This window comes from Micromonospora sp. NPDC000316, from assembly GCF_042898885.1.
GTDB lineage: Bacteria > Actinomycetota > Actinomycetes > Mycobacteriales > Micromonosporaceae > Micromonospora.
Genome location: NZ_JBIAZG010000011.1, coordinates 63,843 through 87,610, shown reverse-complemented (window position 1 = coordinate 87,610; position 23,768 = coordinate 63,843). Strand labels below are relative to the sequence as shown.

The window sequence follows — 23,768 nt, the reverse complement described above, 5'->3', positions numbered from 1 at the left end:
AAACCATAGAGCAATCTGAATGGAAAAGATATGATGCTTCCGGGCCTGAGTGGCCGACGGGGGCGGGCCCGTCTCGTCGTTGCCCCGACGAGGCGGGCCGGCACCGCGGACGTCAGGCCGGCGCGCAGGTCACGTTGCTCGGCGGTTGGTTGCCACCGGTGCTCGCGCTGAGATAGCCCACAGTGGTCGACGCTCCCGCCGCGAGCTGACCGTTGTAGGCGGCGTTCGCCAGGGTCGCCTGGTTGCCCTGTTGGGTGAAGGTGCCGTTCCAGCTCTGCGCCACGGTCTGCCCCGAGGCGAGGGTGAGCGTGACCCGCCAGCCGTTGATCGTGCTGGCCCCGGCGTTGGTGACTGTCACCCGCCCCTCGAAGCCGCCCTGCCAGCTGTTGACCACCGTGTGGGTGGCGGCGCAGGACTGCCCACCCGGGCTCGTCGGCGTCGGCGTCGTAGTGGGCGTGGGCGTGGGAATCGGTGTCGGCGTGGGGATCGCTGTCGGGGACGGTGTCGGCGTGGGGTTGCCGCCGCTCTGGAACTGCCACCAGTTGACGTTGAACAGGTTGCCGCTGCCCCCGGTGAACCGCAGATACAGGTCCTGGTTGCCGCTGGCGCCGCTGACCGCGCAGGAGACGGTCTGCCAGTTCTGCCATCCGCCCGTGCCCGGCACGGCACAGCTACCCACCCGCGTGCCGGTGGGGCTGCCGAGACGCAGTTCGATGGTGCCGCCGGAGGTCGCCGAGGCCACCCGGGCGCTGAACGACGTCGCACCGGAGCCAAAGCCCACACCCTTGACCTTGATGTAGTCGCCGTTCTCGATGAAGCCGACGTTCATCCCGCCCTCGCTCGCCGGCTCCGTCTCGATGCCGGAGCCCCAGGTGATCGTCTCGGCCTCCTGCCGTACGTAGGGATTCAGCGTGCCGATCTGCGGTGCGCCAGTCGTGGTCATATTGATCGTCGGGATGGTGCCGTTGGTGTTGTAGGTGAACTTCTCCACGGCCACCGAGCGGGTGTAACCGCCGCCGCCGGGCAGCGCGCCGTTGTGGTAGAAGAAGTACGAGCCGCCGTTGAAGTCGATGACGCCCGCGTGATTGGTGAAGCTGCCACCCTGCCGAGGCATGATCGTCCCCCGGTACGTCCACGGGCCGGTCGGGCCGGTGGCTGTCGAGTAGCCGATGAACTCCGAGCAGCACTCCGCCGCGAACACGTTGTAGTAGACGCCGTTGCGCTTGTAGACCCACGGGCCTTCCTCGTACAGCGTGGGCCGGCTCGCGTTGCCGGACCGGGCGCCGAAGCCGGCGGTGGTGAGCGGGATCTTGGTGGCGCTACCGCTGTACGAGATCATGTCCGCGTTCAGCTTCACGTACCACAGGTTGGGGTTTCCCCAGTACAGGTACGCCTGGCCGTCGTCGTCGACGAAGACGGTGGGGTCGATCTCGCCGTTGCCCACAAGGGGCCGGCCGATGGCGTCCCGGAACGGCCCGGTGGGGCTGTCGGACACGGCCACGCCGATGGCCATCGAGTTGGTGGCCCGTGCGGTCACCGGGACGTACCAGTAGAACTTCCCGTTGCGGGCGATGACCTGGCCGGCCCACGCGTTGGCGCTTGCCCAACTGAAGGTGTTGACACTGAGCGGGGAGCCGTGGTCGGTCCAGTTGACCATGTCGGCGGAAGACCACACCCGCCAGTCCTTCATCGTGAAGTACGTGGAGCCGTCCTCGTCGTGGCCCGTGTAGAGGTAGACGCGTCCGTCGTGCACAAGCGGGGCGGGGTCGGCGGTGTAGATGTGCTGGACGATGGGGTTGTCCGCGCGCGCCGTGCTGGCCGGCAGCAGCGTCGAGACGAGCAGCAGGCTCATCAGCCAGGCGCCCGTGCGCCTGAGTCGGGTCCTCGTCGGCGGTGTGGTTTTCATCGGTACCTCCCAGGGATGGGACGCTCACCTGACGGATCGATTGAGTGGAGGCGGGCCGCGGGCAGGGGGCATCGGCACCGCGCGGAGGCCTGTCGTCACCGACGGTGCTCGACTTGGCGCGTGGCGGTGTCGTGGATCGACACACAGAGGTCTTGTCGGATGCCCGCGGCTCCCGCGCGGGGGCGGGCGGCGGTGCTCAACGTCCTGTGGAGAGGCCCGGACACCCGCCAGCGGGGCGTTGCTCGTGCGCGGCTCCATCGGCCCGGGGTCGGGTGGAGCGGTGAAGCGTGCCCTTCGCCTCTGCGGCCCGAGAGTAGTCTGTTATCGCTAACATTCACAAGCCATGGACGACCCTGAATCTCAGCCGACCCGGCAGTCCAGCGCGCAGGTCACGGCCGGGGCTGCTCCGGCCGCCCGATCGTCAGCGTTGCAGGCGCGTGGGGCTGCCCGGCCCGCTGCGACGGACGAGCCAGGCCTCGGTGATGTGGGTGAACATCGCCTGGGCGGCGCCGTCGGGGTCGTGGGCGGCGATGCGTTCGTAGATGCGCCGGTGCCCCTGGTTGGATGCCACGCACAAAGCGCGCTCGGGCTGGCCCATGTACCGCGCGGTGTTGACGACCTGGCTCTCCAGCGACCGGACGACACCCCGTGCGATCCGGTTTCCGGATGCCTGCATGACCGTGTCGTGGAAGGCGCGGTCGTGCTCCTGGTAGGTGAGGTGGTCGTCGACGAGTTCGTCCATCCGGTCGACGAGGGCCCGCAGCCTGTCGATGGTCTCCTGGTCGGCGAGCCGGGCGGCGACATTCGCCATGTCGGATTCGAGCACCCGCCGGGTGACCACCAGGTCGTCGAGAATCGCCAGGCTGTCGTCCTCGGCGATGGTCGCCGCGAGGACGAGTTCGTCGAGCATGTCCCACGACGACGGCGGGGTGACGAGCGTGCCGCTGCCCTGGCGGACCTGCACGAGGCCCTTCTCCTGGAGGATCTTCACCGCCTCCCGGATGACGGTCCGGCTCACCGAGAAGGTCTCGCAGAGCACCGGCTCGGGGGGGAGCGGGGTGCCCGAGGGGTGCACGCCCTGGACGATCCGGTTCACCAACTCGGCGGTGATCGCCCGCGCCAGATTGGCTGGTCGGCGTGCCCAGGTGCGTGTCGCCGTCCCGTTCACGGTCGTCTCTTTCGATGCCGCCATGTTCACCTCCGCGTGGCCGCCCGAAGCCACGATTCCGCCCCAGTGTACGGGTAAACGTTGACGTGATACGTCATACGAGTTACGTTCTCGGTCATTCTTGCATCGACGGCCGGTTCTGCGGCCACTCTCCATATGAAGGTGAGCAACGATGAAGCAACGAGCAGTGTGGGCCGCAGTCCTCGTTGCGGGGCTGGCCCTGACGGGCTGTGGCAGCGCGACAGGATCGGGCTCGTCATCCTCGGGGTCGGCCGACAAGCTGGTCGTCTGGGACTGGAAGTCCGGCGAGGCCAGCTCCGCCGCGTACGTGGAGAAGGCCAAGGCCGACTTCGCCAAGAAGCACAAGGACGTCAAAGTCGAGTTCGTCGCGCAGCCGTTCGACCAGTACTACACGCTGCTGGGCGCGGCCATCCAGGCCGGCAAGGGGCCGGACGTCATCCTGTTCAACGGCGGTGGCCAGATCCGCGACCGGGTCGGCTCGCTCCTGCCGCTTGACGAGTACGTGGCCGAGGACCGGCAGCGGCTGGCCGGCTGGGACGCGTTCGCCAAGGACAGCAAGACCTACGCCGCGCCGGTGACCCTCCAGGGGCACCCGATCTACTACAACAAGGCGCTCTACGAGAAGGCCGGCCTCGACCCGGCGAAGCCGGCCACGACCTGGGCGGAGTTCCTCGCCAACTGCGGCACCATCACCAAGGCGACGGGTGCCAAGTGCTTCGCCGTCGGCAACAAGGAGGGCATCGGCATCCAGTTCTTCCTGTCCGCCCTGGCGTCGGGCGTCCTCACCGGCCAGGAGTACGACAACTGGATCGCCGGCAAGCGCGACTGGAACTCGCCGAACGTGAAGCGGATCTTCGAGCTGTGGAAGGAGACCGGCACGGCGGGGTTGAACAACGACGGGGCGAACTCCACGGCGATGTTCAACGACGCGTTCGCCGTCTTCCAGTCCGGTAAGGCCGCCCACATCATCGGCCTGATGTCCGACATCGGGCACTGGAAGGACTTCAACGAGTTCGTCACGCCCGAAAAGCTCGGCGTCATGACGACCCCCGTGGTGACCGCGGGCAGCACCCCGAGCCTGCCGTACGACGGTGGCATCGGTTACGCGGTCGCCAAGTGGACCAAGGATCCGAAGGTTGCCGCCGACCTGGTGCGCTCACTGACCTCCACCGACGCGCTGCAGGCGTTCTACGCCAACGCCGGCGCGATCACCGCCGACACGACAATCGATGTGTCGGCGGGCGGGCCGGCCGTGACCACGATCGTCTCCGAGCTCAAGACCGGCAAGCCCGCGCCGCACGTGGCGCTCTCGTCCAAGACGATCGACCTGATGGGGCGGCTGTCCCAGCAGTTGCTGAGCGGCTCGATCACCGTCGACGAGGTCGTGAAGCAGATGGCCGCATCCGACGCGGCGAGCTGATCTCGTGTCGATCGGAAAGTCGCTCCCGTCGGTCCGTCCGGTTTCGACCGGGCGGGCCGGCGGGGTGCAGCCCACACCGCCGCCCCGCGCTCGTACCGCTGTCCGGCGTGGCGGCGGGGGCCGCCGCACCGAACTCCTCGCGCCGTTCGTGCTTGTCGCCCCGGCCGTCCTGATCCTCGTGCTGATGCGGCTGTGGCCGTTGCTGCTCGGCGTCAACTTCTCCTTCACCGGCGACGGCGAGCGTGACGGCGCTGCCGTCGGCCTCGACAACTACGTCGACCTGTTCCACGACCCACTGTTCCGGGGTGCGCTGCGCAACGTCGGGTTGCTGGTGCTGCTCCTGCCGGTGGCGGTGGCGATCCCGGGCATCATCGCCACGTTCATCTACCTGCGCGTACCCGGGCACCGGTTCTATCGCAGCGTCTACTTCTTCCCGGCGGTGCTGTCCCCGGTCATCGTCGGCGCGATCTTCAACCTGTTGCTGTCCTTCGACGGCCCGGTCAACTCGGTGCTCGGCGCCGTCGGCATCGGCCCGGTGGACTGGCTCGGCGACCCGGACGTCGCGATGTTCGCAGTCGTCGGCGTGCACGTCTGGGCGACGTTCGGGATGGCGCTTGTGGTGTTCCTGGCCGGCTTCGCGACGCTTGACGCCGCGCTGCTGGACGCCGCCCGGGTCGACGGCGCGTCGCTGCCCCAGGTCATCCGGCACGTGATCATCCCGAGCCTCACCCGCACCATCCAGTTCGTCTTCGTGACCACGATGATCGGGATGCTGACCTCCATGTTCGGCCTGCTGTACGTCATGACGACTGGTGGCCCGGAGGGGTCGACGTACCTGCCGGAGTACTACATCTGGATCCAGCAGGGCCAGATGAACCGCCCGGCGCTGGCGTCGGCAGCGTCGACGGTGCTCTTCGTCATCATGCTCGTCGTCGGGTTGCTGCAACTCAAACTGCTCCGCCGAACGGGGAGGGTGGACTGATGTCCCGCGTCCGACTGGGCCGCTTGTTGCTCGTCATTCCGATGGGGCTCCTCGCCCTCGCGACGATCTACCCGCTGCTGTTCACCGCCAACGTCGCGATGAAGACCCGGCGGGAGTACATTCTCGACCGCTTCTCCCTCGCCGACTCCCTGCGCTGGGAGAACATCTCCACGGCGTGGAGCAGCGTCGGCATGGCCCGCTACACCGCCAACTCGCTGCTCGTGGTGGCCTGCTCGGTGTTCCTGCTGCTGCTGTTCGGGTCGATGGCCGGTTTCGCGCTGAGCCAACTGCGGTTCCGTGGCTCGTCGGCGTTGTTCATCGGCTGCCTCGCGGCGCTCTTCGTCCCCTTCCAAGTGATCATGGTGCCGTTGGCCCGGATCATGGCCGACAGCGGTCTCGTCGACACGTACCCGGGGCTGATCCTCGCCTACGTCGCGCAGTTCCTGCCGTTCACGATCTTCTTGATGACCAGCTACTACAAGACAATCCCGACGGAGATCGTCGACGCGGCCCGGATCGACGGCAACACCGTGTACGGCGTCTACCGCCGGATCATGCTGCCGCTGGGTGCCCCGGCGCTGCTCTCGGTAGGCATCCTCAACACCCTGTTCTGCTGGAACGACGTGCTCATCGCGCTGCTGATGATGCCGTCGGCCGACCACCGCACCCTGATGGTCGGGGTGACCTCGCTGCGCGGGCAGTACTCCGAGGACATCCCCACGTTCGCCTCCGGGGTGCTCATCGCCGCGATTCCCGTCCTGGCGGTCTACCTGTTCCTTCAGCGCCAGATCGCCGACGGCGTCGCCGCTGGTTCCACGAAAGGCTGACATGCGCATCACCGGGTATCGGACCCTGACGACCGTCCAGCAATGGGGTCGGCCCGTCGGCGACGCCAATGGCGTCCTTCCCCACGGCACCACAACGGTGTCGATCGTCATCGTCGAGACCGACGAGGGGATCAGTGGCGTCGGCCTGGGGCCGCACGTGGAGATCGAGTCGATCTTCGAGGCCATCGACGGGGAGGATCCCCGCGCGGTGACCACCCTGTACGACCGGATGCTCCGGCAGACCTTCAAGGCCGGCCACGCGGGCCTGGCGTTTGGGACCATCGGCGCGCTCGACACCGCACTGTGGGACATCAAGGCGCAGGCCGCCGGTGAGCCGCTGTGGCGGTTGCTCGGCGGCCGGGACCGGCACGTCCCCGCGTACGCCTCGGGTCTCGACATCGCCCTGAGCGACGACGAACTCGTCGCGGAGTACGAGACCTATGCGGGGTACGGCCTGCGCGCCGCCAAGCTCAAGGGCGGCCTCGACGTCGAGCGGGACCGGCAGCGGCTCGCCCTGGTACGCGACGTGCTGACCGAGGCGGGCCACGGGCGTCGGCCCGGCCTGATGCTCGACGTCAACGAAGCGTGGTCGCGCAAGCAGGCCGTGCGGCACGTCTGCGAGCTGGAGCGCACACTGGACCTGGCCTGGATCGAGGAGCCGGTCCGGCGGTGGGACGCCGAGGGCCTGGCCGCCGTCGGTCGGGGCGTCCGGGCCGCCGTCGCCACCGGCGAGAACCTCACCGGGCTGGAGCAGTACCGGCCGTTGATCAGCGCGGGCGCTGTCGACATCGTGCAGATGGCCGCCGTCTGGGGCGTCACCCACTTCCTGCGGGTGGCGGCCCTGGCGCACGCCCACGACCTGCCGGTCAGCCCCATCGGCAACATCCCTGTCGGCCTGCTGCACGCCGCGACCTCGGTGCCCAACCACCTGGTCAGCGAATTGCAGGACCTGCGGCCACCGATCGGCCTGCGCGTCGATCTGCACATCGAGGACGGTGCGTTCGTCCTCGGCGACACACCCGGTCTCGGTGTCCGGGTCGACGAGGCGGCGATCGTGGCGGCCGGACACCGGCCGGGCAGCCCGAGCGCGGACAGCCCGAACGTCCGCCCGGAGCGGGCAGGCCTCCGGCTGCTGGCGGAGGCCGACCACACCATGCCGGAGTTGCGGGTCGAATCCCTGCTCACCAACTCCGTGGCGGTCCGCCAGGACGCCGCATCCGTTCGGCCCTGACGCGGCGGCCCTGAACCCGCAGCGCGTCTCCCATCGAAAGGAATCCGAGTGCCACCCTCGTTCGTAGCCTCCAGACGGACATCGGCGGCGGTCGCCGCCGCGCTGACGGCTGGCGCCCGCACCGGACCGCTCGCCGCGCCGACCGTGGCCACCCGGCGCCACCCCATCGCCGCCCGGAGCGGGGCGGGGAAACCACGGCCGGGGGTACGCCGCGGGGCGGCGCACCAACGACCGTTCGGACCGACGGACACCAACGAGGTCGAGGCGGAGCAGCGATGAGGGCAGTTGTCTACCGGGGGGCGCGCGACCTCGCGATCGAGGATCGCGCCCCGCAGGCGCCAGGTCCCGGGCAGGTACGCATCGATGTGGCGTACACCGGGATCTGCGGCACGGACCTGCACATCTTCCACGGCGACATGGACGCGCGGGTGGGCGCGTCGGCGGTGCTCGGCCACGAGATGTCGGGCCGGATCGCCGCGATCGGTGACGGTGTGACCGGCTTGTCGGTCGGGCAGGCCGTCACGGTGATGCCGACGCGCGCCTGCGGGCGGTGCCCGGCGTGCCGCCGGGGCGACTCGCACATCTGTCACGCCATGGACTTCCTGGGCATCGACTCGCCCGGCGCCATGCAGTCGTCGTGGACGGTCCCGGCGGATCTGGTGTTCGCGCTCCCCGACGATCTGCCGCTGGACCACGCGGCGCTCGTCGAGCCGGTGGCGGTCGCCGTGCACGACGTCGGCCGGGGTCGGGTGGCGCCGGGCGAGCAGGTAGTGGTGGTGGGCGGTGGCCCGGTGGGTGTGCTCATCGCCGCCGTGGCCCGGGCGCGCGGCGCGGAGGTCCTGCTCGTCGAACCGGACGGTTTCCGCCGGTCGGTGGCCTCGAGGATCGGGATCGAGACTGTCGACCCCGGGCCGACCGACGTGGTGGCGTTGGTGAACGAACGGACCGGCGGTGCGGGCGCAGACGTGGCGTTCGAGGTGTCCGGCTCGGCGGGCGGGGTCGGAACGGCAGTCGACGTGCTCACGACCCGTGGCCGGTTGGTGCTCGTGGCGATCCACCCGCAGCCACGCGCGGTGAACCTGCACAGGTTCTTCTGGCGCGAGTTGGAGTTGGTCGGCGCGCGGTTGTACCAGCGCGCGGATGTCGCCGAGGCGATCCGGCTCGTCGCGGAGGGTGTCGTTCCGGCCCGGGAGTTGATTTCCCGGGTGCTGCCGGTCGAAGGTGTCACCGACGCGTTCACGGCGCTGGAGGGTGGCGGGGGCGTCCTCAAGGTGCTGCTTGACTGGCGCGAGGACGGCCGATGAGCGCGCTGTTCGACATTTCCGGGCGCACCGCGCTGGTGACCGGCGCGCGGCGGGGCATCGGCCTGGCGATGGCGGAGGCCCTGGCGCTTGCCGGCGCGGACATCATCGGGGTGTCGGCGCAGTTGGAGCCCGAGGGCAGCGCTGTGGAGCAGCGGGTCCGGGCGGCCGGTCGCCGGTTCACCGGCTTCCGCACGGATCTGGGTGACCGTGCGGCTGTCTACCGGTTGGTCGAGGACGTCGCCGCGCTCGGCCCGGTGGACATCCTTGTCAACAACGGTGGCACGATCGCCCGGGCACCCGCGGTGGAGCACCCCGACGAGATGTGGGACCGGGTGGTGCAGGTCAACCTGTCCAGTCAGTTCGTGTTGAGCCGGGAGATCGGTCGACAGATGGTCGACAGAGGTCACGGCAAGATCATTTTCACTGCCTCGTTGCTCAGTTTCCAGGGCGGCGTCAACGTGGCGAGCTACACCGCTGCCAAGTCGGGCCTGGCCGGTCTGACCAGGGCGCTTGCCAACGAATGGGCGGGACGCGGAGTGAACGTCAACGCCATCGCACCCGGCTACGTCGCCACCGACAACACCCAGGCGCTCCGCGACGACCCCGACCGCAACCAGGCCATCCTGGGCCGGATCCCGGCCGGGCGGTGGGGACGGGCCGACGACCTGGCCGGCGCCGCCGTCTTCCTGGCGTCCCCGGCCTCGGACTACGTACACGGCACCGTCCTGCCCGTCGACGGCGGCTGGCTCGGCCGATGACGCGGACCCAACCGGCCGGGCGGCCCGGCATCGTCGACGCCCACCACCACCTCTGGATCCGCGCGCGGCACCCGCAGCCGTGGATCGACCCGCAGACAATGGCGGCGATCGACAACGACTTCACCGCGGCGGACCTCGCCCCGGTGGCCCGCGCCGCAGGCGTCACCGAGACCGTCGTCGTGCAGTCCATCGCCTCCGTGACGGAGACCGAACACCTGCTGGGCGTCGCGGCCGACGACCCCCTCATCGGCGGCGTCGTCGGCTGGGTGGACCTCGCCGCCGACGACATCGACGAGCGCCTCGACCGGCTCCGTGCCGCACGCGGCGGTCAACGGCTGGTCGGCATCCGCGATCTGGTCCAGTCCGAGCCCGACCCCGCGTACCTCGACAGGCCTGACGTCCGGCGGGGCATCGCGGCGGTCGGTGCCGTCGACCTCACCTTCGACCTGCTGGTCCGCGACCGCCAACTCCCGGCGGCCACCCGGCTCGTCCGCGACCTGCCCGAGGTGTCGTTCGTCCTCGACCATCTCGGCAAACCCGCGCTCGGACGGCGGAGCCTCGGCGGCTGGCCCGGAGACCTGCGGGCGCTGGCCGCCCAGCCGAACGTCAGCGCGAAGCTCTCCGGCCTGGTGACCGAGGTGGACGGACCGTCCTGGTCGGCAGCTGACCTACGGCCCGCCGTCGACCACGCCCTCGACGCGTTCGGCCCCGACCGCCTCATGTTCGGCTCCGACTGGCCGGTGTGCCTGCTCGCCAGCTCGTACACCAGGTGGGTCGACGTGCTCGCCGAACTGCTCGACCCGCTCGGCGACATCGAGCGGGCGGCGATCTGGCGCGACACCGCCCGCCGCTCCTACCGGCTGGGGGAGCCGTGACCTCCCGGGCGCTGCCACGCCGGCCGGCGGTCCACCTCACCGCCCTCGGCTTCGGCGCCGCCCAGGGCGGCAACCTGTACCGGGGGACCTCCGACGACGAGTTCGCCGCCGCCGTGGACGCCGCGTGGGCGGCGGGCATCCGATACTTCGACACCGCGCCGCACTACGGGCTCGGGCTGTCCGAGCGGCGTCTCGGCGCCGCCCTGCGCTCCCGCCCCCGCGACGAGTACGTGGTGTCGACGAAGGTGGGGCGGCTGCTCGTACCGTCGCCGGAGACCGCACATGAGCGGGACACCGACGGCTTCGACGTGCCGGCCGACCACCGGCGGGTCTGGGACTTCAGCCGCGACGGCGTACGCCGGTCGTTGGAGGCCAGCCTGGAGCGCACCGGCTTGGACCGCGTCGACGTGGTCTACCTGCACGACCCGGACGAGCACTGGGAGCAGGCGGCGACCGAGGCCGTTCCGGCGCTGGTCCGGCTGCGCGACGAGGGCGTCATCGGCGCGATCGGCGCAGGCATGAACCAGTCGGCGATGCTGGCCCGGTTCGTCGAGGAGACCGATGTCGACGTCATGATGTGCGCCGGCCGGTACACGCTGCTGGAGCAGGGCGCGCTTGCCGACCTGCTGCCCGCCGCGCAGGCCCGCGGGGTCGGTGTGGTGGTCGCGGGTGTCTACAACTCCGGGCTGCTGGCCCGGGACCGGCCGCCTGCCGACGCGGTCTACAACTACCAGCAGGCCCCACCGGAGCTGATCATGCGCGCCCGGCGGATCGCCGACGTGTGCGAGGCCTACGGCGTCACCCTGCCGCAGGCGGCACTGGCGTACGTCCGCCAGCACCCGGCCGTGGTCTCGACTGTCGTCGGGCTGCGCGACACCGCCCAGGTGGCCGAGACCCTGCGCCGGGCCGAGGCCGACGTCCCGAACGAGCTCTGGCCGGCGTTGCGCGCGGCCGGGCTGCTCGGGACGTAGACGCTCGGCTGACACCGGAGCGCCGGCCACCCGATCATCGGGTGGCCGGCGCCTGCCGGTTATACCGCTGTGAACCGCCACTGCTGGTTGGTGGCGGTGTGGCAACCCCACTGCAGCAGCCGTGCCCCGTCCGCCGTGGACGCGCCGTTGACATCGACGCAGAGCCCGCTCGGCACGCTCTTGACCGTGTACACACCGGTCGTGGTCGTCGCCGTGACGAGGAACTTCTGCTGGTTGGCGTTGGTGCAGGTGCTCTGTTGCAGGAAAGCACCCTGTGCGGTCGACCCGCCGACGACGTCGAGGCACTTGCCGCTGTGCACCGCCTTCAGATAGACGGCGCCGCTGCCGGCGTCGACTGCCTGCCACTTCTGGTTGTTGCCGCCGGTGGCCGCCCACTGGGTGATCTGGGCGCCGTCGGCGGTGGAGACGCCGCTGACGTCCATCAGCTTGCCGCTGTGCTGCGCGGTGAGCGTCCAGGTCTTTCCCGCCACGCCGGTGCCGCTGCCGGGAACGCCGACACCGGCACCCCCGAAGGTGTACGCGTCGAGATCGAACCAGTTGTTGCCGCTGCCCTTGAACACCAGGTAGAGCGTCTGCGTCCCGCCGAGGGCGGCGACGCTCACCGGCGCGGTGGACTGGTAGTTGTCCCAGCCACCGGTGCTGGGCACCGTCGTCGTGGCCAGCAGCGTGCCGGTCGGTGAGCCGGCGCGCAGCTCGATCGTGCCGCCACCGGACGGCGACGACAGCCGGTAGCTGACGTTCGTGATGCCCGACAGGCTCATCGGGTTGAACGCGACCCAGTCGTTGTTGGAGATGTCGCCGACGCGCTTGCCGCTCTCCGCGCCGGACTGTTCGATGACCCGGGTGCCGGACTGGCTGCTGTAGTACTCAGCCTGCTTGTGCTTGGGCTGGAGGATCACCTGCGCGGTGCCGGTGAGCGGAGCCGCGCCGCCCGCGCCGCCGCTGTCGGTGTACCTGGCGTTCAGCACGTAGAACAGGTTCGCGCCATCGGGGTGCCCACCGAGCAGGTCGGTGGAGATGGTGCCCGAGCAACCCGGATACTCGGTGGTCTCGTGGGCGTGGTCGTCGTGACCGAGCGCCGGGTTGAGGACCACCTTCGAGCAGTCGACAGTTCCGCCGTCCGGGTCGGTGACGGTGATCTGGTACGGCACCTTGTCACCGAAGGTGAGCATGCCTCCGTTGGGCGGGGTGGTGATGGTGACGACCGGAGCGCTGTTGCCGACGGTGATCTGGACGTTGGCGAAGCCCGTCTTACCGGTGTTGTCGGTGACCTTCAACTGCGCCGTGTAGTTGCCGTTTGTGGTGTACACCTTCGACGGGTTGGCCGCCGTGGAGGTGGTGCCGTCGCCGAACGTCCACTGGTAGCTCAGCGTGTTGCCCGGGTCCGGGTCGGTCGTGCCGGCGCTGCTGAACTGGACGGTGAGCGGCGCGCTGCCACTCGTGGGCGTGCCGACGGCCTTGGCGATCGGCGACCGGCCGCCCTGGATGTAGTCGATCCGGTGGAGCCCGGAGTCGCTGTTGCCGCCGCCGAAGTTGGTGCCCCACTCCAGCAGGTAGAGCGAGCCGTCCTTGCCGAACTCCATGTCCATCGGCTTGTTGAACCGCGCCGTCGGCAGGAACGGGTTGGTGCGGGTCACCGCCGTGGCGGAGTCGAAGTGCACCTCCTTGATGTAGCTGCGCGACCACTCGTAGAAGAAGTGCACGCCGTCGTAGTAGGGCGGGAACTTCGTCGCCGACGGGTTCGCCGCGTCGTAGCGGTAGACCGGGCCACCCATCGGCGCGGAGCCACCCGAGCCGAGCTCCGGGAACGTCGGCGAGGTGCCGTAGCCGTACCACATGTTGGGTGCGACGACCGGGCGCAGGCTGGTCAGGCCCGTGTTGTTCGGCGAGTTGTTGACCGGCGCCGAGCAGTTGAACTTGGAGCCGACGACGCCGGTGTCCGGGTTGAACGGCGCGTACGGCTGGTTGTCGCCGTGGCAGAACGGCCAGCCGTAGTTGCCGGGCGCCTTGATCACGTTGAGCTCGACAAGGCCCTCGGGGCCGCGGTTGGTGGTGGGCGGGTTGCGGTCCGGTCCGTAGTCGGCCAGGTAGACCCAGCCGTTGGCCGGGTCGATCGAGAAGCGGAACGGGTTGCGGAAGCCCATCGCGTAGATTTCCGGCTTGGTCTGCGCGGTGCCCTGGGCGTAGAGGTTGCCCGTGGGGATGGTGTAGCCGCCGCTGGCCTGCGGGCGGACGCGCAGCAGCTTGCCGCGCAGGTCGTTGGTGTTGCCGGCGGACCGGGCGGCGTCGAGGTTGGACTTGCCCGAGCGCCAGTCCAGCGGGGCGTAGCCCTGCCAGTTGGGGTCGAGGTTCGGCGGCGTGTCGTCGCCGGTGGCGATGTAGAGGTTGCCGTCCGGGCCGAAGTCGATGTACCCGCCGGTGTGGCCGGGCTCGGGGAAGGTCCGGTCACGGTACGCGGGGATGTCGATGATCCGGGCCTCGCTGGACAGGTTGAGCGTGTCGCCGGTGAGCGTGTAGCGGGAGACGCGGTTGACGTCGGTGCTGCTGCTCGCCGGTGAGTGGTACAGGTAGACGTACCCGTTGCTGGCGAAGTTGGGGTCCAGCGCCATGCCGGTCAGCCCGTCCTCGCCTCCGGTGTAGACACTGAGCGTGGCAGCGGTCACGGTGCTGTTCGTGGACGGCTTGAAGATCTTGACCTGGCCGCCGCGCTGGACGTATATGACACGGCCGTCCGGTGCCACGGCCAGCGCCATGGGGTCGACGGTGTTGTCGTCGAGGGTGCGCTTCTCGAAGTTGCCCCAGACGGTGCCACCGCAGTCGCCGGGCACGTTGCCGGCGGCCCACTTCACGCCACCGAGGACGTGGTTACGGAAGTTCGTCTCGCTGTAGGAGTCGATGGCGTGGCCCATCGCGGTGGCCCACACCCGGCCGCCGCCGGCGTTGCGGCACCAGGAGATCGGGTGGTCCGGGCCCATCGCGCGGGAGCCCGGGTTGTAGGTGCGCTCGTCGGCGGTCACCAGGACGTGCACGTTGCCGCGCGGGTTGGTGTCGAAGTTGTACCACTCCTCGCTGCGGTTCCAGCGATCCGGTAGGCCTGCCGTCGACGGGTGCTGCTTGTCGGCGACGATGGCGGTGCCGGGCAGCACGCCGGGGGAGTGCTCAGGCATGTGGGCGCCGCCGTTGACGGTCTGGTCCCACCACGGGTATTCGGCCTCGATGCCCATGTCGGTGGCGTTGTGGACGCCGACGATGCCCTTACCGCTGGCGAGGTAGCCCTCGATGGCCTGGCGCTGGGCCGCCGACGTCCAGACCATGCCGGAGGTCTGGAACATGATGACGACGTCGAAGGTGGCCAGGTTCGCGGGCGTGAAGACGCTCGCGTCCTCGGTCTGCACCAGCTCGAAGTTGTTGGCCGCCGCCTGCTGCTGGAACATGCTGATCCCGGCGGGGATCGAGTCGTGCCGGTAACCGGCGGTCTTGGTGAACAGCAGGGCGCGGAAGGCAGGCGCCGCCGCCGCTGGGGGTGCGAGGCCGAGTGCCAGTAACAGGCCGGCGATCATGGCGATGAGCAGGGTGTTGCGGCGCATGCCGTCTCCTAGGTCGGGCGGGCAGGGGAGTGCGACCACGGCCCGACAGCGCCTCAGGTTGTGCCTGGACACCGTGGGGCACGAGTGCTGGTCGGTCGTCGTGCCGTCCGCCGAAACGGCAGTCAGGCCCGCAGAACATCACGCAGCGTGAGGTTGGCGGCGTGTCGTCCTGCGGGTGTCGACGTCAGGATGAGCTAAACATCGACATCTGTCAATAAAGCGATGAACATCCGATCTTGTCCGAGATGAGGGTGAGCGCACCTGGCGTCCACGCGCCGCCGGCCACCGCCGATGTGCGCGGGATGGTCCTGGCTGTGGTCGCGGATCGAGGATTGCGCACCCGCATCCAAACATCTATCTTCATACGTGTGATGTTTCGTCGATGTCAAGGAAATGTTTGCACCATAAAAACGTAAGCATCCGCGACAGGCTGCGAAAGTGCGTCACCCGTGCAGCGGACGGCAGCCGAGTCGGTGCGCCGATCGTGCTGATGACTACTATCTGTGAAGGGCTCCCGGGATGTCAGATGCGCGTCCGGCACCGCTGCTCGCCCTTCGGGGCATCGGCAAGTCCTTCCTCGGGGTCCGCGTCCTCGACGGTGTCGACCTCGACGTCGCGCCGGGCGAGGTGCACGCCGTCGTGGGTGAGAACGGCGCCGGCAAGTCGACCCTCATGAAGATCGTCTCGGGCGGGTACGCCCCGGACGAGGGCACCGTCGAGTTCGCCGGCGAACCACGCGCGTTCCGTGGGCCGCGTGACGCCCAGCGGGCCGGCGTCGGCATCATCCACCAGGAGTTCAACCTGCTGCCGGAACGCACGGTCGCGGAGAACGTCTACCTCGGGCACGAGCCGGTCCGCCGCGGGCTCGTCGACCGCCGGGCGATGCTCGACCGCACCACCCGGCTGCTCGCCTCGATCGGGGAGACGGCGCTGCCTGCCGACGCCCGGGTGGGGCGGCTCGGCGTCGCGCAGCAACAGGTCGTCGAGATCGCCAAGGCGCTCGCCCTGGACGCGCGGCTGCTCATCATGGACGAGCCGACGGCGGCACTTGCCGACCACGAGGTCGCGCTGCTCTACGGGCTGGTACGCCGCCTCCAGGAACGCGGCATCGGCCTGCTGTACGTCTCACACCGGCTCACGGAGGTCTTCGACCTGTCCAGCCGGATCACGGTTTTGAAGGACGGCCGCCGGGTGACCACTGTGGACACCGCGACCACCACCGCCGACGAGTTGGTGCGGCACATGGTCGGGCGGGAGCTGTCCAGCTATTACCCGGACCGGGCCGACGCCGCCGACGTCGGTCCGGTCCGGCTCACCGTCCGCGACGCGGGCAACCGCAAGCTGCGGGGCGTCAACCTCGAGTTGCGCGCCGGTGAGGTGCTCGGTGTCGGCGGCCTCCAGGGCTCCGGGCGGTCGGCGTTGGCCCGCGCGCTGTTCGGCGTGTCCCCGTTCACGACCGGCGAGGTCACGCTCGACGGCAGGCCGGTCCGGCTGCGGTCGACGCGCGCCGCGATGCGGGCGGGCATCGCCTACGTCACCGAGGACCGCAAGGGCGAGGGGATCGTGGCCCGGCAGTCGGTGCTCGACAACGCGCTGCTCGCCAGCCGGGCCGTCTTCGCGACCCGGTCCGGCCGTGCCGCCCGTGCCGTCCGGGTCCGTGAGCTGCTCGACGCCGTCCAGGTCCGCGCGGCCGGCGACGACCAGGAGATCCGGTTTCTCTCCGGCGGCAACCAGCAGAAGGTCGTCCTGGCCCGCTGGCTCGCGATCAACCCACGGATCCTGCTCTTCGACGAGCCGACCCGGGGCATCGACGTCGGCGCGAAGTCGGCCATCCACGACCTCGTGCGCAGTCTCGCCCGCGACGGCGCGGCGGTCCTGATGATCTCGTCGGAGTTGCCCGAGCTGCTGGGCATGAGCGACCGGATCATCGTCCTGCGCGACGGCCGCGTCGCGGGGGAACTGCCCGCCGCCTCGACCGAGGAGGACGTGGTGGCAGTTGCGATCGGGACCGTACGGGCGGCGGCCCAGTGAGTGCACTGTCCCTTCTGCCGGCCCGGCGTCCCGTCCCGGGCGTGTTCGTGGCTCTGGCTCTCACACTCGTGGTCGGCTGGTTGGTCGTCCTGCTCGACGGCGGCCAACTCTTCAACCAGTCGACGACGGTGAGCCTGCTGCACGTCGCCGCCGGCCTCGGGCTCGTCGCCGTCGGTCAGACGCTTGTCATCCTCGGCGGCTCGCTGGACCTCTCGGTGGCGTACGTGATCAGCCTCAGCACTCTCGTCGGCGCGGAGGCGATGAGCGGCAGCGACGGCGCGGTGCTCCCGGCGATCGGGCTGGCGCTCACGGTAAGTGCCGCCGTCGGCCTGCTCAACGGGCTGCTGGTCACCAAGCTGCGGATCAACGCGTTCATCGCGACCCTCGGCGTCGGGCTGCTGCTCAAGGGCTACCTCGACAACGGCTACGACGGCCCGGCGGGCGAGAGCGCGCCTGTCCTCGTGCGGACGCTCGGCTACCAGCGTGTCGGGCCGGTGCCGGTGTCGTTCCTGCTGCTGCTCGCCGTGACGGCTGCGGCGTGGTTCGCGTTGACGCGTACCCGCTTCGGCCATCACCTGGTCGCCGTGGGCGGCGACCCGGAGGTGGCCCGGCTCTCCGGTGTCCGCAACGACCGGGTGCTCGTCACCGCCCACGTGCTGTGTTCGCTCTGCGCCGGCCTCGCCGGGGTGTACCTCGCGAGCCGGCTCGGCTCCGGCGCGCCCCGGGTCGGCACCGAGGGCCTCTACGACCTGGAGTCGATCGCCGCGGTGGTGCTCGGCGGCACCGCCCTCGCCGGCGGTCGCGGTGGTGTCCTCGGCACTGTCGGCGGTGTGCTGCTGCTCGCCAGCATCGACGCCATCTTCAACCAGCTCGAGGTCGACGCCTTCTTCAAGCAGGTGATCCGAGGCGTGATCATCATCGCGGCGGTAGCCGTCTACGCCCGACGGGCTCTCCGAAAGGCGGGATCGTAGCCATGCGGATCGCCGAGCGCCGCGCTCTGCCACTGCGGATCCGCACCGACGGGGTCGTGCCGATCGCCGCGATCCTGGCGGTGCTGTTGATCCTCGTCGCGGCCGTGCAGCCCGACTTCCTCGCCCCGCCGTCGCTGATGTCGTTCCTCGGCCGTTCCGCGCCGATCATCCTGCTCGCCGCCGGCCAGTACTTCGTGATCGTGTGCGGGGAGTTCGACCTCTCCGTGGGGTCGCTGGTCACGGCGCAGGTGGTCGTCGCCGCCCGGCTCATCGACAGCGAGCCGTCGCGCACCTGGCCGGTGGTCGTGCTGCTGCTCGTCGGCGGCGCGCTCGTCGGGTTGGTCAACGGTCTGGTCACCACTGTGCTGCGGGTGCCGTCTTTCATCACCACCCTCGGCATGTTCCTGATCCTCGTCGGCGCGGTGTACCTGTGGTCCGACGGCGCCCCGAAGGGCGGCCTCTCCGAGGACTTCCGCCGCTTCGGCCGGCGGGCCATCGAGGACGTGCCGCTGCTCGGCCGCATCCCGTACGCCCTGCTCGTCCTGGTGGCGGTGGCGGTGGTCGCCGTGCTGCTGATGCGCTCCGACTTCGGCCGCACGCTTGTCGCCGTCGGCGACAACCCGCGCACCGCGGAGTTGAGCGGGGTACGGGTCGGCCGCACCAAGACGATCGCGTTCATCCTCAGCGGGCTCGTGGCGGCGGTCGCGGCGATCCTCCTCGGCGGGTACAGCGGGGTGTCGTTCCAGGCCGGTGTCGGCCTGGAGTTCGGCGCGATCACCGCCGTCGTCCTCGGCGGGGTCGTGCTCGGCGGCGGTCGCGGCTCGGTCGTCGGCGCCATGCTCGGCGCGCTGACCCTCGAGACGCTCTTCGCGCTCATGAACTTCACGGGCGTCTCCGGCGCCCTCAGATCAACCGTCCAGGGCGCGATCATCCTGCTCGCCGTGGCGGTCTCGGCCCTCCGTTCTTCCTCCAGATGAAGGGGAATTGATGAAGCGTTCCATAACCGTGTTGGCCGCCGTGAGCCTGCTGGTGCTCGCCGGTTGCGCCACCGACGAGCCGACCGCGTCCCCGTCGGCCACCACCTCCGCGGCTGCGGGGGCGGGCACCGGGGAGCAGTCGAAGTTCTTCGTGCAGGCCGACTACGACAACGAGTTGGCGCTGCTCGACGTCGCCCCGGCCGGGCCCGCCGACAAACCGTGGGAGCAGGTGCTCAACCCGACGATGGTGGACACCGCGAAGTTCAAGAACAAGGGTCCACACAAGATCTGCTTCTCGAACGCGGCGTTGAACAACCCCTGGCGGCAGGTCGGGTTCAAGACCATGCTGGCGGAGGTCGACGCGCAGCGGAGCCGGATCAGCGAGTTCGTGCACGTCGACGCCGAGGGCAAGGACCAGAAGCAGATCGCGGACATCAACGACCTGCTCGGCAAGAACTGCGATGCCCTGATCGTTTCGCCGAACACCACAGCCACGCTCACCCCTGCCGTCGAGGCGGCCTGTAAGGCGGGGCTGCCGGTCGTGGTCTTCGACCGAGGTGTCAACACGAAGTGCCCGGTGACGTTCATCAACCCCATCGGCGGGTACGGGTTCGGCCACGTCGGAGCCGCGTTCGTCAGCCAGCGGATGAAGCCCGGCGGTAAGGTCCTCGCCCTGAGGATCCTGCCCGGTGTCGACGTCCTGGAGACCCGCTGGTCGGCGGCGAAGGTCGCGTTCGACAAGGCGAAGGTCGACGTCGTCGGCGTCGAGTTCACCGACGGCGACCCCGCCAAGACCAAGAAGATCGTCAACGACTACATCCAGCGGTACGGCACGATCGACGGTGTCTGGATGGACGCCGGAGCGGTAGCCGTGGCGGCTGTCGAGGCGTTCCAGGACGCGGGCAAACCCGTGCCGCCGATAAACGGTGAGGACCAGCTCGACTTCCTGAAGCTGTGGAAGGACAAGAACCTCACGGCGATCGCCCCGACCTACCCGACCTACCAGTGGCGTACGCCGATCATCGCCGCGCTGAACATCCTCGACGGCACCTCCGTCTCCAACCCGTGGAAGCTGCCGCAGCCGACGATCACGCAGGACAACCTGGACCGGTATCTCGACCCGAGCATGCCGCCGCTGCACTACGCGATGTGCGGCTGCACCGACCTGCCCGGCTATCCGCAGCGCTGGAAGTAGCGGCAGGTGTACGCCGTCGGCGTCAACCCCTGGGTGTGGGCCTCACCTGTCGACGACGCGGCCCTCGCCGAGCTGATCCCGCGGATCGCCTCGTTCGGGTTCGACGCGGTGGAGCTGCCGATCGAGCAGCCCGGCGACTGGGACCCGGCCCGCACCCGGGACCTGCTGGCGGCACACGGCCTCGTCGCGGCCGGCGTCTGCGCGGTCACCCCGCCCGGGCGGGATCTGGTGAACGCCGCGCCGGCCGTCGTCGAGTCGACAGTGGCGTACCTCATGGGGTGCGTGGCGAGCGCGGCGGCCGTCGGCGCGCCGTGCGTCGGCGGCCCGGTGTACGCCGCCGTCGGCCGCACCTGGCGGATGTCGTCGGCGGCCCGCGCGGAGTGCTACGCCCAGTTCCGGCGTGCCCTGACGCCGGTGGCCGAGCGAGCCGGCGAGTGGGGCGTGAGCATCGGTGTGGAGGCGCTGAACCGCTACGAGACGAGTGTCGTCAACACCGTCGAGCAGACCATCGAGCTGATCGACGGGCTGCCCCCGAACGTCGGCATCATGATCGACACGTACCACATGAACATCGAGGAGGCCGATCCCTACGCCGCCCTCGCCGTCGCCGGCCCGTACGTCAAGCACGTCCAGGTCAGCGGCACCGACCGCGGCGCCCCCGGCGCGGACCACTTCGACTGGCCCCGCTTCTTCACAGTCCTGCGGGCCACCGGATATCGCGGCCCGGTCTGCATCGAGTCGTTCACGGCGGACAACGAGACAATCGCGACCGCCGCGTCGATCTGGCGTCCGCTGGCACCCTCGCAGGACCGTCTCGCCACCGACGGCCTGCGCTATCTCCGGGAGATCCTCGGCGAGCCCCACCGTGCCCCGACCCCGCCCGGTTGAGGCGAATCCGCCACCCCCACACCCCCTCGTGTCAGGAGACCGTCCCGTGTCCGTCTCATCGAGTCCACCACTGCGCCGAATGCTCGCCGGCGCCGCCGCGACAGCGTTGACAGCCCTGGTCGCGGTGACCGCCTCGGCGTCCCCGGCCCTCGCGGCCACCACCACCCTTTACGCGTCCCCCTCCGGCGCCGGCACCACCTGCTCCGCCAGCCAACCGTGCTCGCTGACCGCCGCGCAGACCGCGGTGCGCAGCCGCAACACCGCGATGACCGGCGACATCGTCGTGGAGTTGGCCGACGGTGCGTACCGGCTCTCGTCGCCGCTGCGGTTGACAGCCGCCGACTCCGGCAACAACGGCTACCAGGTGATCTGGCGGGCGGCCGCCTCCGCGCGCCCGACGATCACCGGTGCCCGGGCGGTCACCGGGTGGTCGCTCGTCGACTCCGGGAAGAACATCTGGCGAGCAAACGTCGGTACGGGGCTCGACAGTCGTCAGCTCTACGTCAACGGGGTCGTCGCGACGCGGGCGCGTACCGCGGTGAACAGGTCCGACTTCACGTTCACCACAAGCGGCATGCGGTTCAGCAACAGCGCGCTCAACTATCTCAACAATCTCGGCAACCAGAGCCGGGTCGAGGTGGAGAGCGTCGGCTCGTTCACCGACAGGTACTCGCCGGTGCAGAGCATCAGCGGCAACTTCCTGACCATGCAGCAGCCCGCGTGGAACAACAACACCTTCGGGTTCGACACCCTGTCCAGCCCGCACCGCGCCGGCCCGTTCTACCTCACCAACGCGTACGAGTTCCTCGACTCACCGGGGGAGTGGTATCTCAACCCGAGCAGCGGCCAGCTCAACTACATCCCCCTGGCCGGGCAGAACATGAGCAGCGTCGCCGTGGAGCTGCCGCAGTTGCAGTCCCTGGTGAACGTCGGCGGCACCTACGACGCGCCCGCGCACCACATCTCGTTCAGCGGGATCACCTTCACCGGCACCAGCTGGCTCGGCCCCAGCAGCAGCAACGGCTTCGCCGACCAGCAGACCGGCGCGCACATCACCGGCACCTGGGCTCGCCCGTCGGACGCGCTCACCTCCTGCCAGGCGGGCTGCCCCCAGTTCGAGGCCACCCGGCCCAACTGGAACCAGATGCCCGCCGCCGTGCAGGTCTCCGCCGCCAACACCATCACCTTCAGCGACTCCCAGTTCGTCAACCTGGGGCAGACGGCGATCGGCATCGGCAACGACGCCAACGCCCACGCCAGCGGCGTCGGCCTGGGCGCCAGCAACATCACGATCACCCGCTCGGAGATCGCTCGCAACTCGGCCGGCGGCATCGTGGTCGGTGGCGTACGCGCCGACGCCCACCACCCGAGCGACCAGCGGATGGTCAACCGGAACATCACCGTCAGCAACAACCGGGTGCACGATCTCGGCCTGGAATACCGGGGCGTCGTGTCGATCCTGACCACCTACGTGAACACGGCTCTGATCTCGCACAACGAGGTCTACAACATGCCGTACACCGGCTTGTCGGTCGGCTACGGCTGGGGCGCCAACGATGCGGGCGGCAGCCAGCACTACGCCAACCGTGGCCTCTACAACTACCAACCGCGGTACACGACGGCCACCACCGCCTCCAACAACCAGGTCATCGGCAACTACGTGCACGACGTCATGCAGCAGATGACCGACGGCGGGTGCATCTACACGCTCTCGGCGAACCAGGGCGGCACCATCAACGAGAACTACTGCCTGCGCACCAACGGCTGGTTCGGCCTCTACTTCGACGAGGGCTCGCGCTACTACACGGCCCGCAACAACGTGTTCTCCTCCACCGGCACCTGGGCCACGGCCAACTACTGGTACGCGGAGAACATGGGCAACTTCACCGTCACCAACAACTGGTCGACGAACAACAGCACGAACGTGACAAACGGTGATCGGGGCAACGTCGTCTCCGGCAACGTCACGGTCGCCAACGGCAACTGGCCGTCGGGTGCCCAGGCGGTGATCAACAGTGCCGGCGTCCAGAGCGGCGGCGGCACCAACCCGCAGAACACGCAGATCGTGGGCGTCCAGTCCGGGCGCTGCGCCGAGATCGGCGGCTCCAGTACGACAAACGGCACGCAGGCCCAACTGTGGGACTGCGTCGGGGCCACCAACCAACGGTGGACGGCCACCGCCAGCCGGCAACTGATGGTGTACGGCACCAAGTGCCTGGACGCCTCCGGGCAGGGGACCAGCAACGGGACCACTGTGGTGATCTGGGACTGCAACGGCCAGGCCAACCAGCAGTGGAACATCAACGCCAACGGCACGATCACCGGCGTGCAGTCGGGTCTCTGCCTGGACGCGAACGGCGCCGCGACGGCGAACGGCACCAAGCTCATCCTCTGGTCGTGCAACGGCGGCGCGAACCAGCAGTGGCAACTGCGGAGCTGATCCGGCTCGCCCCGGCTGGCCGTCGCTCGTGGTCGGCCGGGGCACACCCGTACGCCGTGGACCGTCGGTCGGCACGGTCCACGCAAGGAAATTGATGCACGTCATTTGTCAGTAGGCGTGTTAGCGCTAACGCGTGGCCGTGAATGTGGGCCGGCCGCGTCAACGTGGCGCACCGCACGCGTGGCCCTATCCAGG

At 69.6% G+C, this 23,768-nt stretch carries 17 protein-coding genes; 14 read left to right on the top strand and 3 right to left on the bottom strand.

Annotation, left to right across the window (positions count from 1 at the left end; translation table 11 throughout):
- Nucleotides 1-112: 112 nt before the first annotated feature.
- Together ACFY2Q_RS21120 and ACFY2Q_RS21115 are read right to left on the bottom strand one after the other, a co-directional pair.
- Nucleotides 113-1,906: a family 43 glycosylhydrolase gene (locus ACFY2Q_RS21120; protein WP_387132701.1), complete on the bottom strand. Its 1,794-nt coding sequence runs from the start codon at nucleotides 1,904-1,906 to the stop codon at nucleotides 113-115.
- Nucleotides 1,907-2,327: 421 nt separating this feature from the next.
- Nucleotides 2,328-3,098: a FadR/GntR family transcriptional regulator gene (locus ACFY2Q_RS21115; protein WP_387132699.1), complete on the bottom strand. Its 771-nt coding sequence runs from the start codon at nucleotides 3,096-3,098 to the stop codon at nucleotides 2,328-2,330.
- A 148-nt stretch (nucleotides 3,099-3,246) separates the two neighbouring features.
- On the opposite strand from ACFY2Q_RS21115, the gene ACFY2Q_RS21110 reads away from it, so the two are divergent.
- From ACFY2Q_RS21110 to ACFY2Q_RS21075, 8 genes are all read left to right on the top strand, one after another.
- Complete coding sequence (locus tag ACFY2Q_RS21110) at nucleotides 3,247-4,515, top strand: ABC transporter substrate-binding protein (protein WP_387132697.1); 1,269 nt, start codon at nucleotides 3,247-3,249, stop codon at nucleotides 4,513-4,515.
- A gap of 4 nt (nucleotides 4,516-4,519) precedes the next feature.
- On the top strand, nucleotides 4,520-5,497 hold the full coding sequence (locus tag ACFY2Q_RS21105) for a carbohydrate ABC transporter permease (RefSeq protein WP_387132694.1): 978 nt from the start codon (nucleotides 4,520-4,522) through the stop codon (nucleotides 5,495-5,497).
- A complete protein-coding gene (locus ACFY2Q_RS21100; protein ID WP_387132691.1) occupies nucleotides 5,497-6,324 on the top strand; it encodes a carbohydrate ABC transporter permease in 828 nt (275 codons plus the stop codon). Before ACFY2Q_RS21105 ends, ACFY2Q_RS21100 begins: the two co-directional genes overlap by 1 nt.
- 1 nt (nucleotide 6,325) lies before the next feature.
- Nucleotides 6,326-7,555, top strand: a complete 1,230-nt coding sequence (locus ACFY2Q_RS21095; RefSeq protein ID WP_387132690.1) for a mandelate racemase/muconate lactonizing enzyme family protein — start codon at nucleotides 6,326-6,328, stop codon at nucleotides 7,553-7,555.
- Nucleotides 7,556-7,830: 275 nt separating this feature from the next.
- Nucleotides 7,831-8,859 carry a zinc-binding dehydrogenase gene (locus tag ACFY2Q_RS21090; protein ID WP_387132687.1) on the top strand — a complete coding sequence of 343 codons (1,029 nt, stop codon included), beginning with the start codon at nucleotides 7,831-7,833 and terminating at the stop codon, nucleotides 8,857-8,859.
- Nucleotides 8,856-9,617, top strand: a complete 762-nt coding sequence (locus ACFY2Q_RS21085) for an SDR family oxidoreductase (protein ID WP_387132686.1) — start codon at nucleotides 8,856-8,858, stop codon at nucleotides 9,615-9,617. Before ACFY2Q_RS21090 ends, ACFY2Q_RS21085 begins: the two co-directional genes overlap by 4 nt.
- Nucleotides 9,614-10,492, top strand: coding sequence for an amidohydrolase family protein (locus tag ACFY2Q_RS21080; protein ID WP_387132685.1), 879 nt, complete (start codon nucleotides 9,614-9,616; stop codon nucleotides 10,490-10,492). The genes ACFY2Q_RS21085 and ACFY2Q_RS21080 overlap by 4 nt, the downstream gene beginning before the upstream one ends.
- Complete coding sequence (locus tag ACFY2Q_RS21075; RefSeq protein ID WP_387132684.1) at nucleotides 10,489-11,463, top strand: aldo/keto reductase; 975 nt, start codon at nucleotides 10,489-10,491, stop codon at nucleotides 11,461-11,463. The genes ACFY2Q_RS21080 and ACFY2Q_RS21075 overlap by 4 nt, the downstream gene beginning before the upstream one ends.
- Before the next feature lie 59 nt (nucleotides 11,464-11,522).
- Here the strand turns inward: ACFY2Q_RS21075 and ACFY2Q_RS21070 are convergent, their stop codons facing one another.
- Entirely contained in the window at nucleotides 11,523-15,071 is a 3,549-nt protein-coding gene (locus tag ACFY2Q_RS21070) for a ThuA domain-containing protein (protein ID WP_387132682.1), read from the bottom strand.
- 519 nt (nucleotides 15,072-15,590) lie between these two features.
- On the opposite strand from ACFY2Q_RS21070, the gene ACFY2Q_RS21065 reads away from it, so the two are divergent.
- The 6 genes from ACFY2Q_RS21065 (at nucleotide 15,591) to ACFY2Q_RS21040 (ending at nucleotide 23,573) form a co-directional block, all read left to right on the top strand.
- The gene (locus tag ACFY2Q_RS21065; RefSeq protein ID WP_387132680.1) at nucleotides 15,591-17,102 is read left to right on the top strand and encodes a sugar ABC transporter ATP-binding protein; all 1,512 of its coding nucleotides are present in this window, start codon (nucleotides 15,591-15,593) and stop codon (nucleotides 17,100-17,102) included.
- Nucleotides 17,103-17,143: 41 nt separating this feature from the next.
- Nucleotides 17,144-18,073: an ABC transporter permease gene (locus ACFY2Q_RS21060; RefSeq protein WP_387132678.1), complete on the top strand. Its 930-nt coding sequence runs from the start codon at nucleotides 17,144-17,146 to the stop codon at nucleotides 18,071-18,073.
- Nucleotides 18,074-18,075: 2 nt separating this feature from the next.
- Entirely contained in the window at nucleotides 18,076-19,050 is a 975-nt protein-coding gene (locus ACFY2Q_RS21055) for an ABC transporter permease (protein ID WP_387132677.1), read from the top strand.
- Nucleotides 19,051-19,060: 10 nt separating this feature from the next.
- Nucleotides 19,061-20,245 (top strand): substrate-binding domain-containing protein, encoded by a 1,185-nt coding sequence (locus tag ACFY2Q_RS21050; protein ID WP_387132674.1) that lies wholly within the window; start codon nucleotides 19,061-19,063, stop codon nucleotides 20,243-20,245.
- A gap of 6 nt (nucleotides 20,246-20,251) precedes the next feature.
- Nucleotides 20,252-21,133, top strand: a complete 882-nt coding sequence (locus ACFY2Q_RS21045; RefSeq protein ID WP_387132672.1) for a sugar phosphate isomerase/epimerase family protein — start codon at nucleotides 20,252-20,254, stop codon at nucleotides 21,131-21,133.
- Between the two features lie 79 nt (nucleotides 21,134-21,212).
- Nucleotides 21,213-23,573 (top strand): RICIN domain-containing protein, encoded by a 2,361-nt coding sequence (locus ACFY2Q_RS21040; RefSeq protein WP_387132895.1) that lies wholly within the window; start codon nucleotides 21,213-21,215, stop codon nucleotides 23,571-23,573.
- Nucleotides 23,574-23,768 lie beyond the last annotated feature (195 nt).

Bases quoted from the DNA above. Each gene is read 5' to 3' on its own strand.
- ACFY2Q_RS21120 (WP_387132701.1), bottom strand. From the start codon at position 1,906: ATGAAAACCACACCGCCGACGAGGACCCGACTCAGGCGCACGGGCGCC.
- ACFY2Q_RS21115 (WP_387132699.1), bottom strand. From the start codon at position 3,098: ATGGCGGCATCGAAAGAGACGACCGTGAACGGGACGGCGACACGCACC.
- ACFY2Q_RS21110 (WP_387132697.1), top strand. From the start codon at position 3,247: ATGAAGCAACGAGCAGTGTGGGCCGCAGTCCTCGTTGCGGGGCTGGCC.
- ACFY2Q_RS21100 (WP_387132691.1), top strand. From the start codon at position 5,497: ATGTCCCGCGTCCGACTGGGCCGCTTGTTGCTCGTCATTCCGATGGGG.
- ACFY2Q_RS21095 (WP_387132690.1), top strand. From the start codon at position 6,326: ATGCGCATCACCGGGTATCGGACCCTGACGACCGTCCAGCAATGGGGT.
- ACFY2Q_RS21090 (WP_387132687.1), top strand. From the start codon at position 7,831: ATGAGGGCAGTTGTCTACCGGGGGGCGCGCGACCTCGCGATCGAGGAT.
- ACFY2Q_RS21085 (WP_387132686.1), top strand. From the start codon at position 8,856: ATGAGCGCGCTGTTCGACATTTCCGGGCGCACCGCGCTGGTGACCGGC.
- ACFY2Q_RS21080 (WP_387132685.1), top strand. From the start codon at position 9,614: ATGACGCGGACCCAACCGGCCGGGCGGCCCGGCATCGTCGACGCCCAC.
- ACFY2Q_RS21070 (WP_387132682.1), bottom strand. From the start codon at position 15,071: ATGCGCCGCAACACCCTGCTCATCGCCATGATCGCCGGCCTGTTACTG.
- ACFY2Q_RS21065 (WP_387132680.1), top strand. From the start codon at position 15,591: ATGTCAGATGCGCGTCCGGCACCGCTGCTCGCCCTTCGGGGCATCGGC.
- ACFY2Q_RS21055 (WP_387132677.1), top strand. From the start codon at position 18,076: ATGCGGATCGCCGAGCGCCGCGCTCTGCCACTGCGGATCCGCACCGAC.
- ACFY2Q_RS21050 (WP_387132674.1), top strand. From the start codon at position 19,061: ATGAAGCGTTCCATAACCGTGTTGGCCGCCGTGAGCCTGCTGGTGCTC.
- ACFY2Q_RS21040 (WP_387132895.1), top strand. From the start codon at position 21,213: ATGCTCGCCGGCGCCGCCGCGACAGCGTTGACAGCCCTGGTCGCGGTG.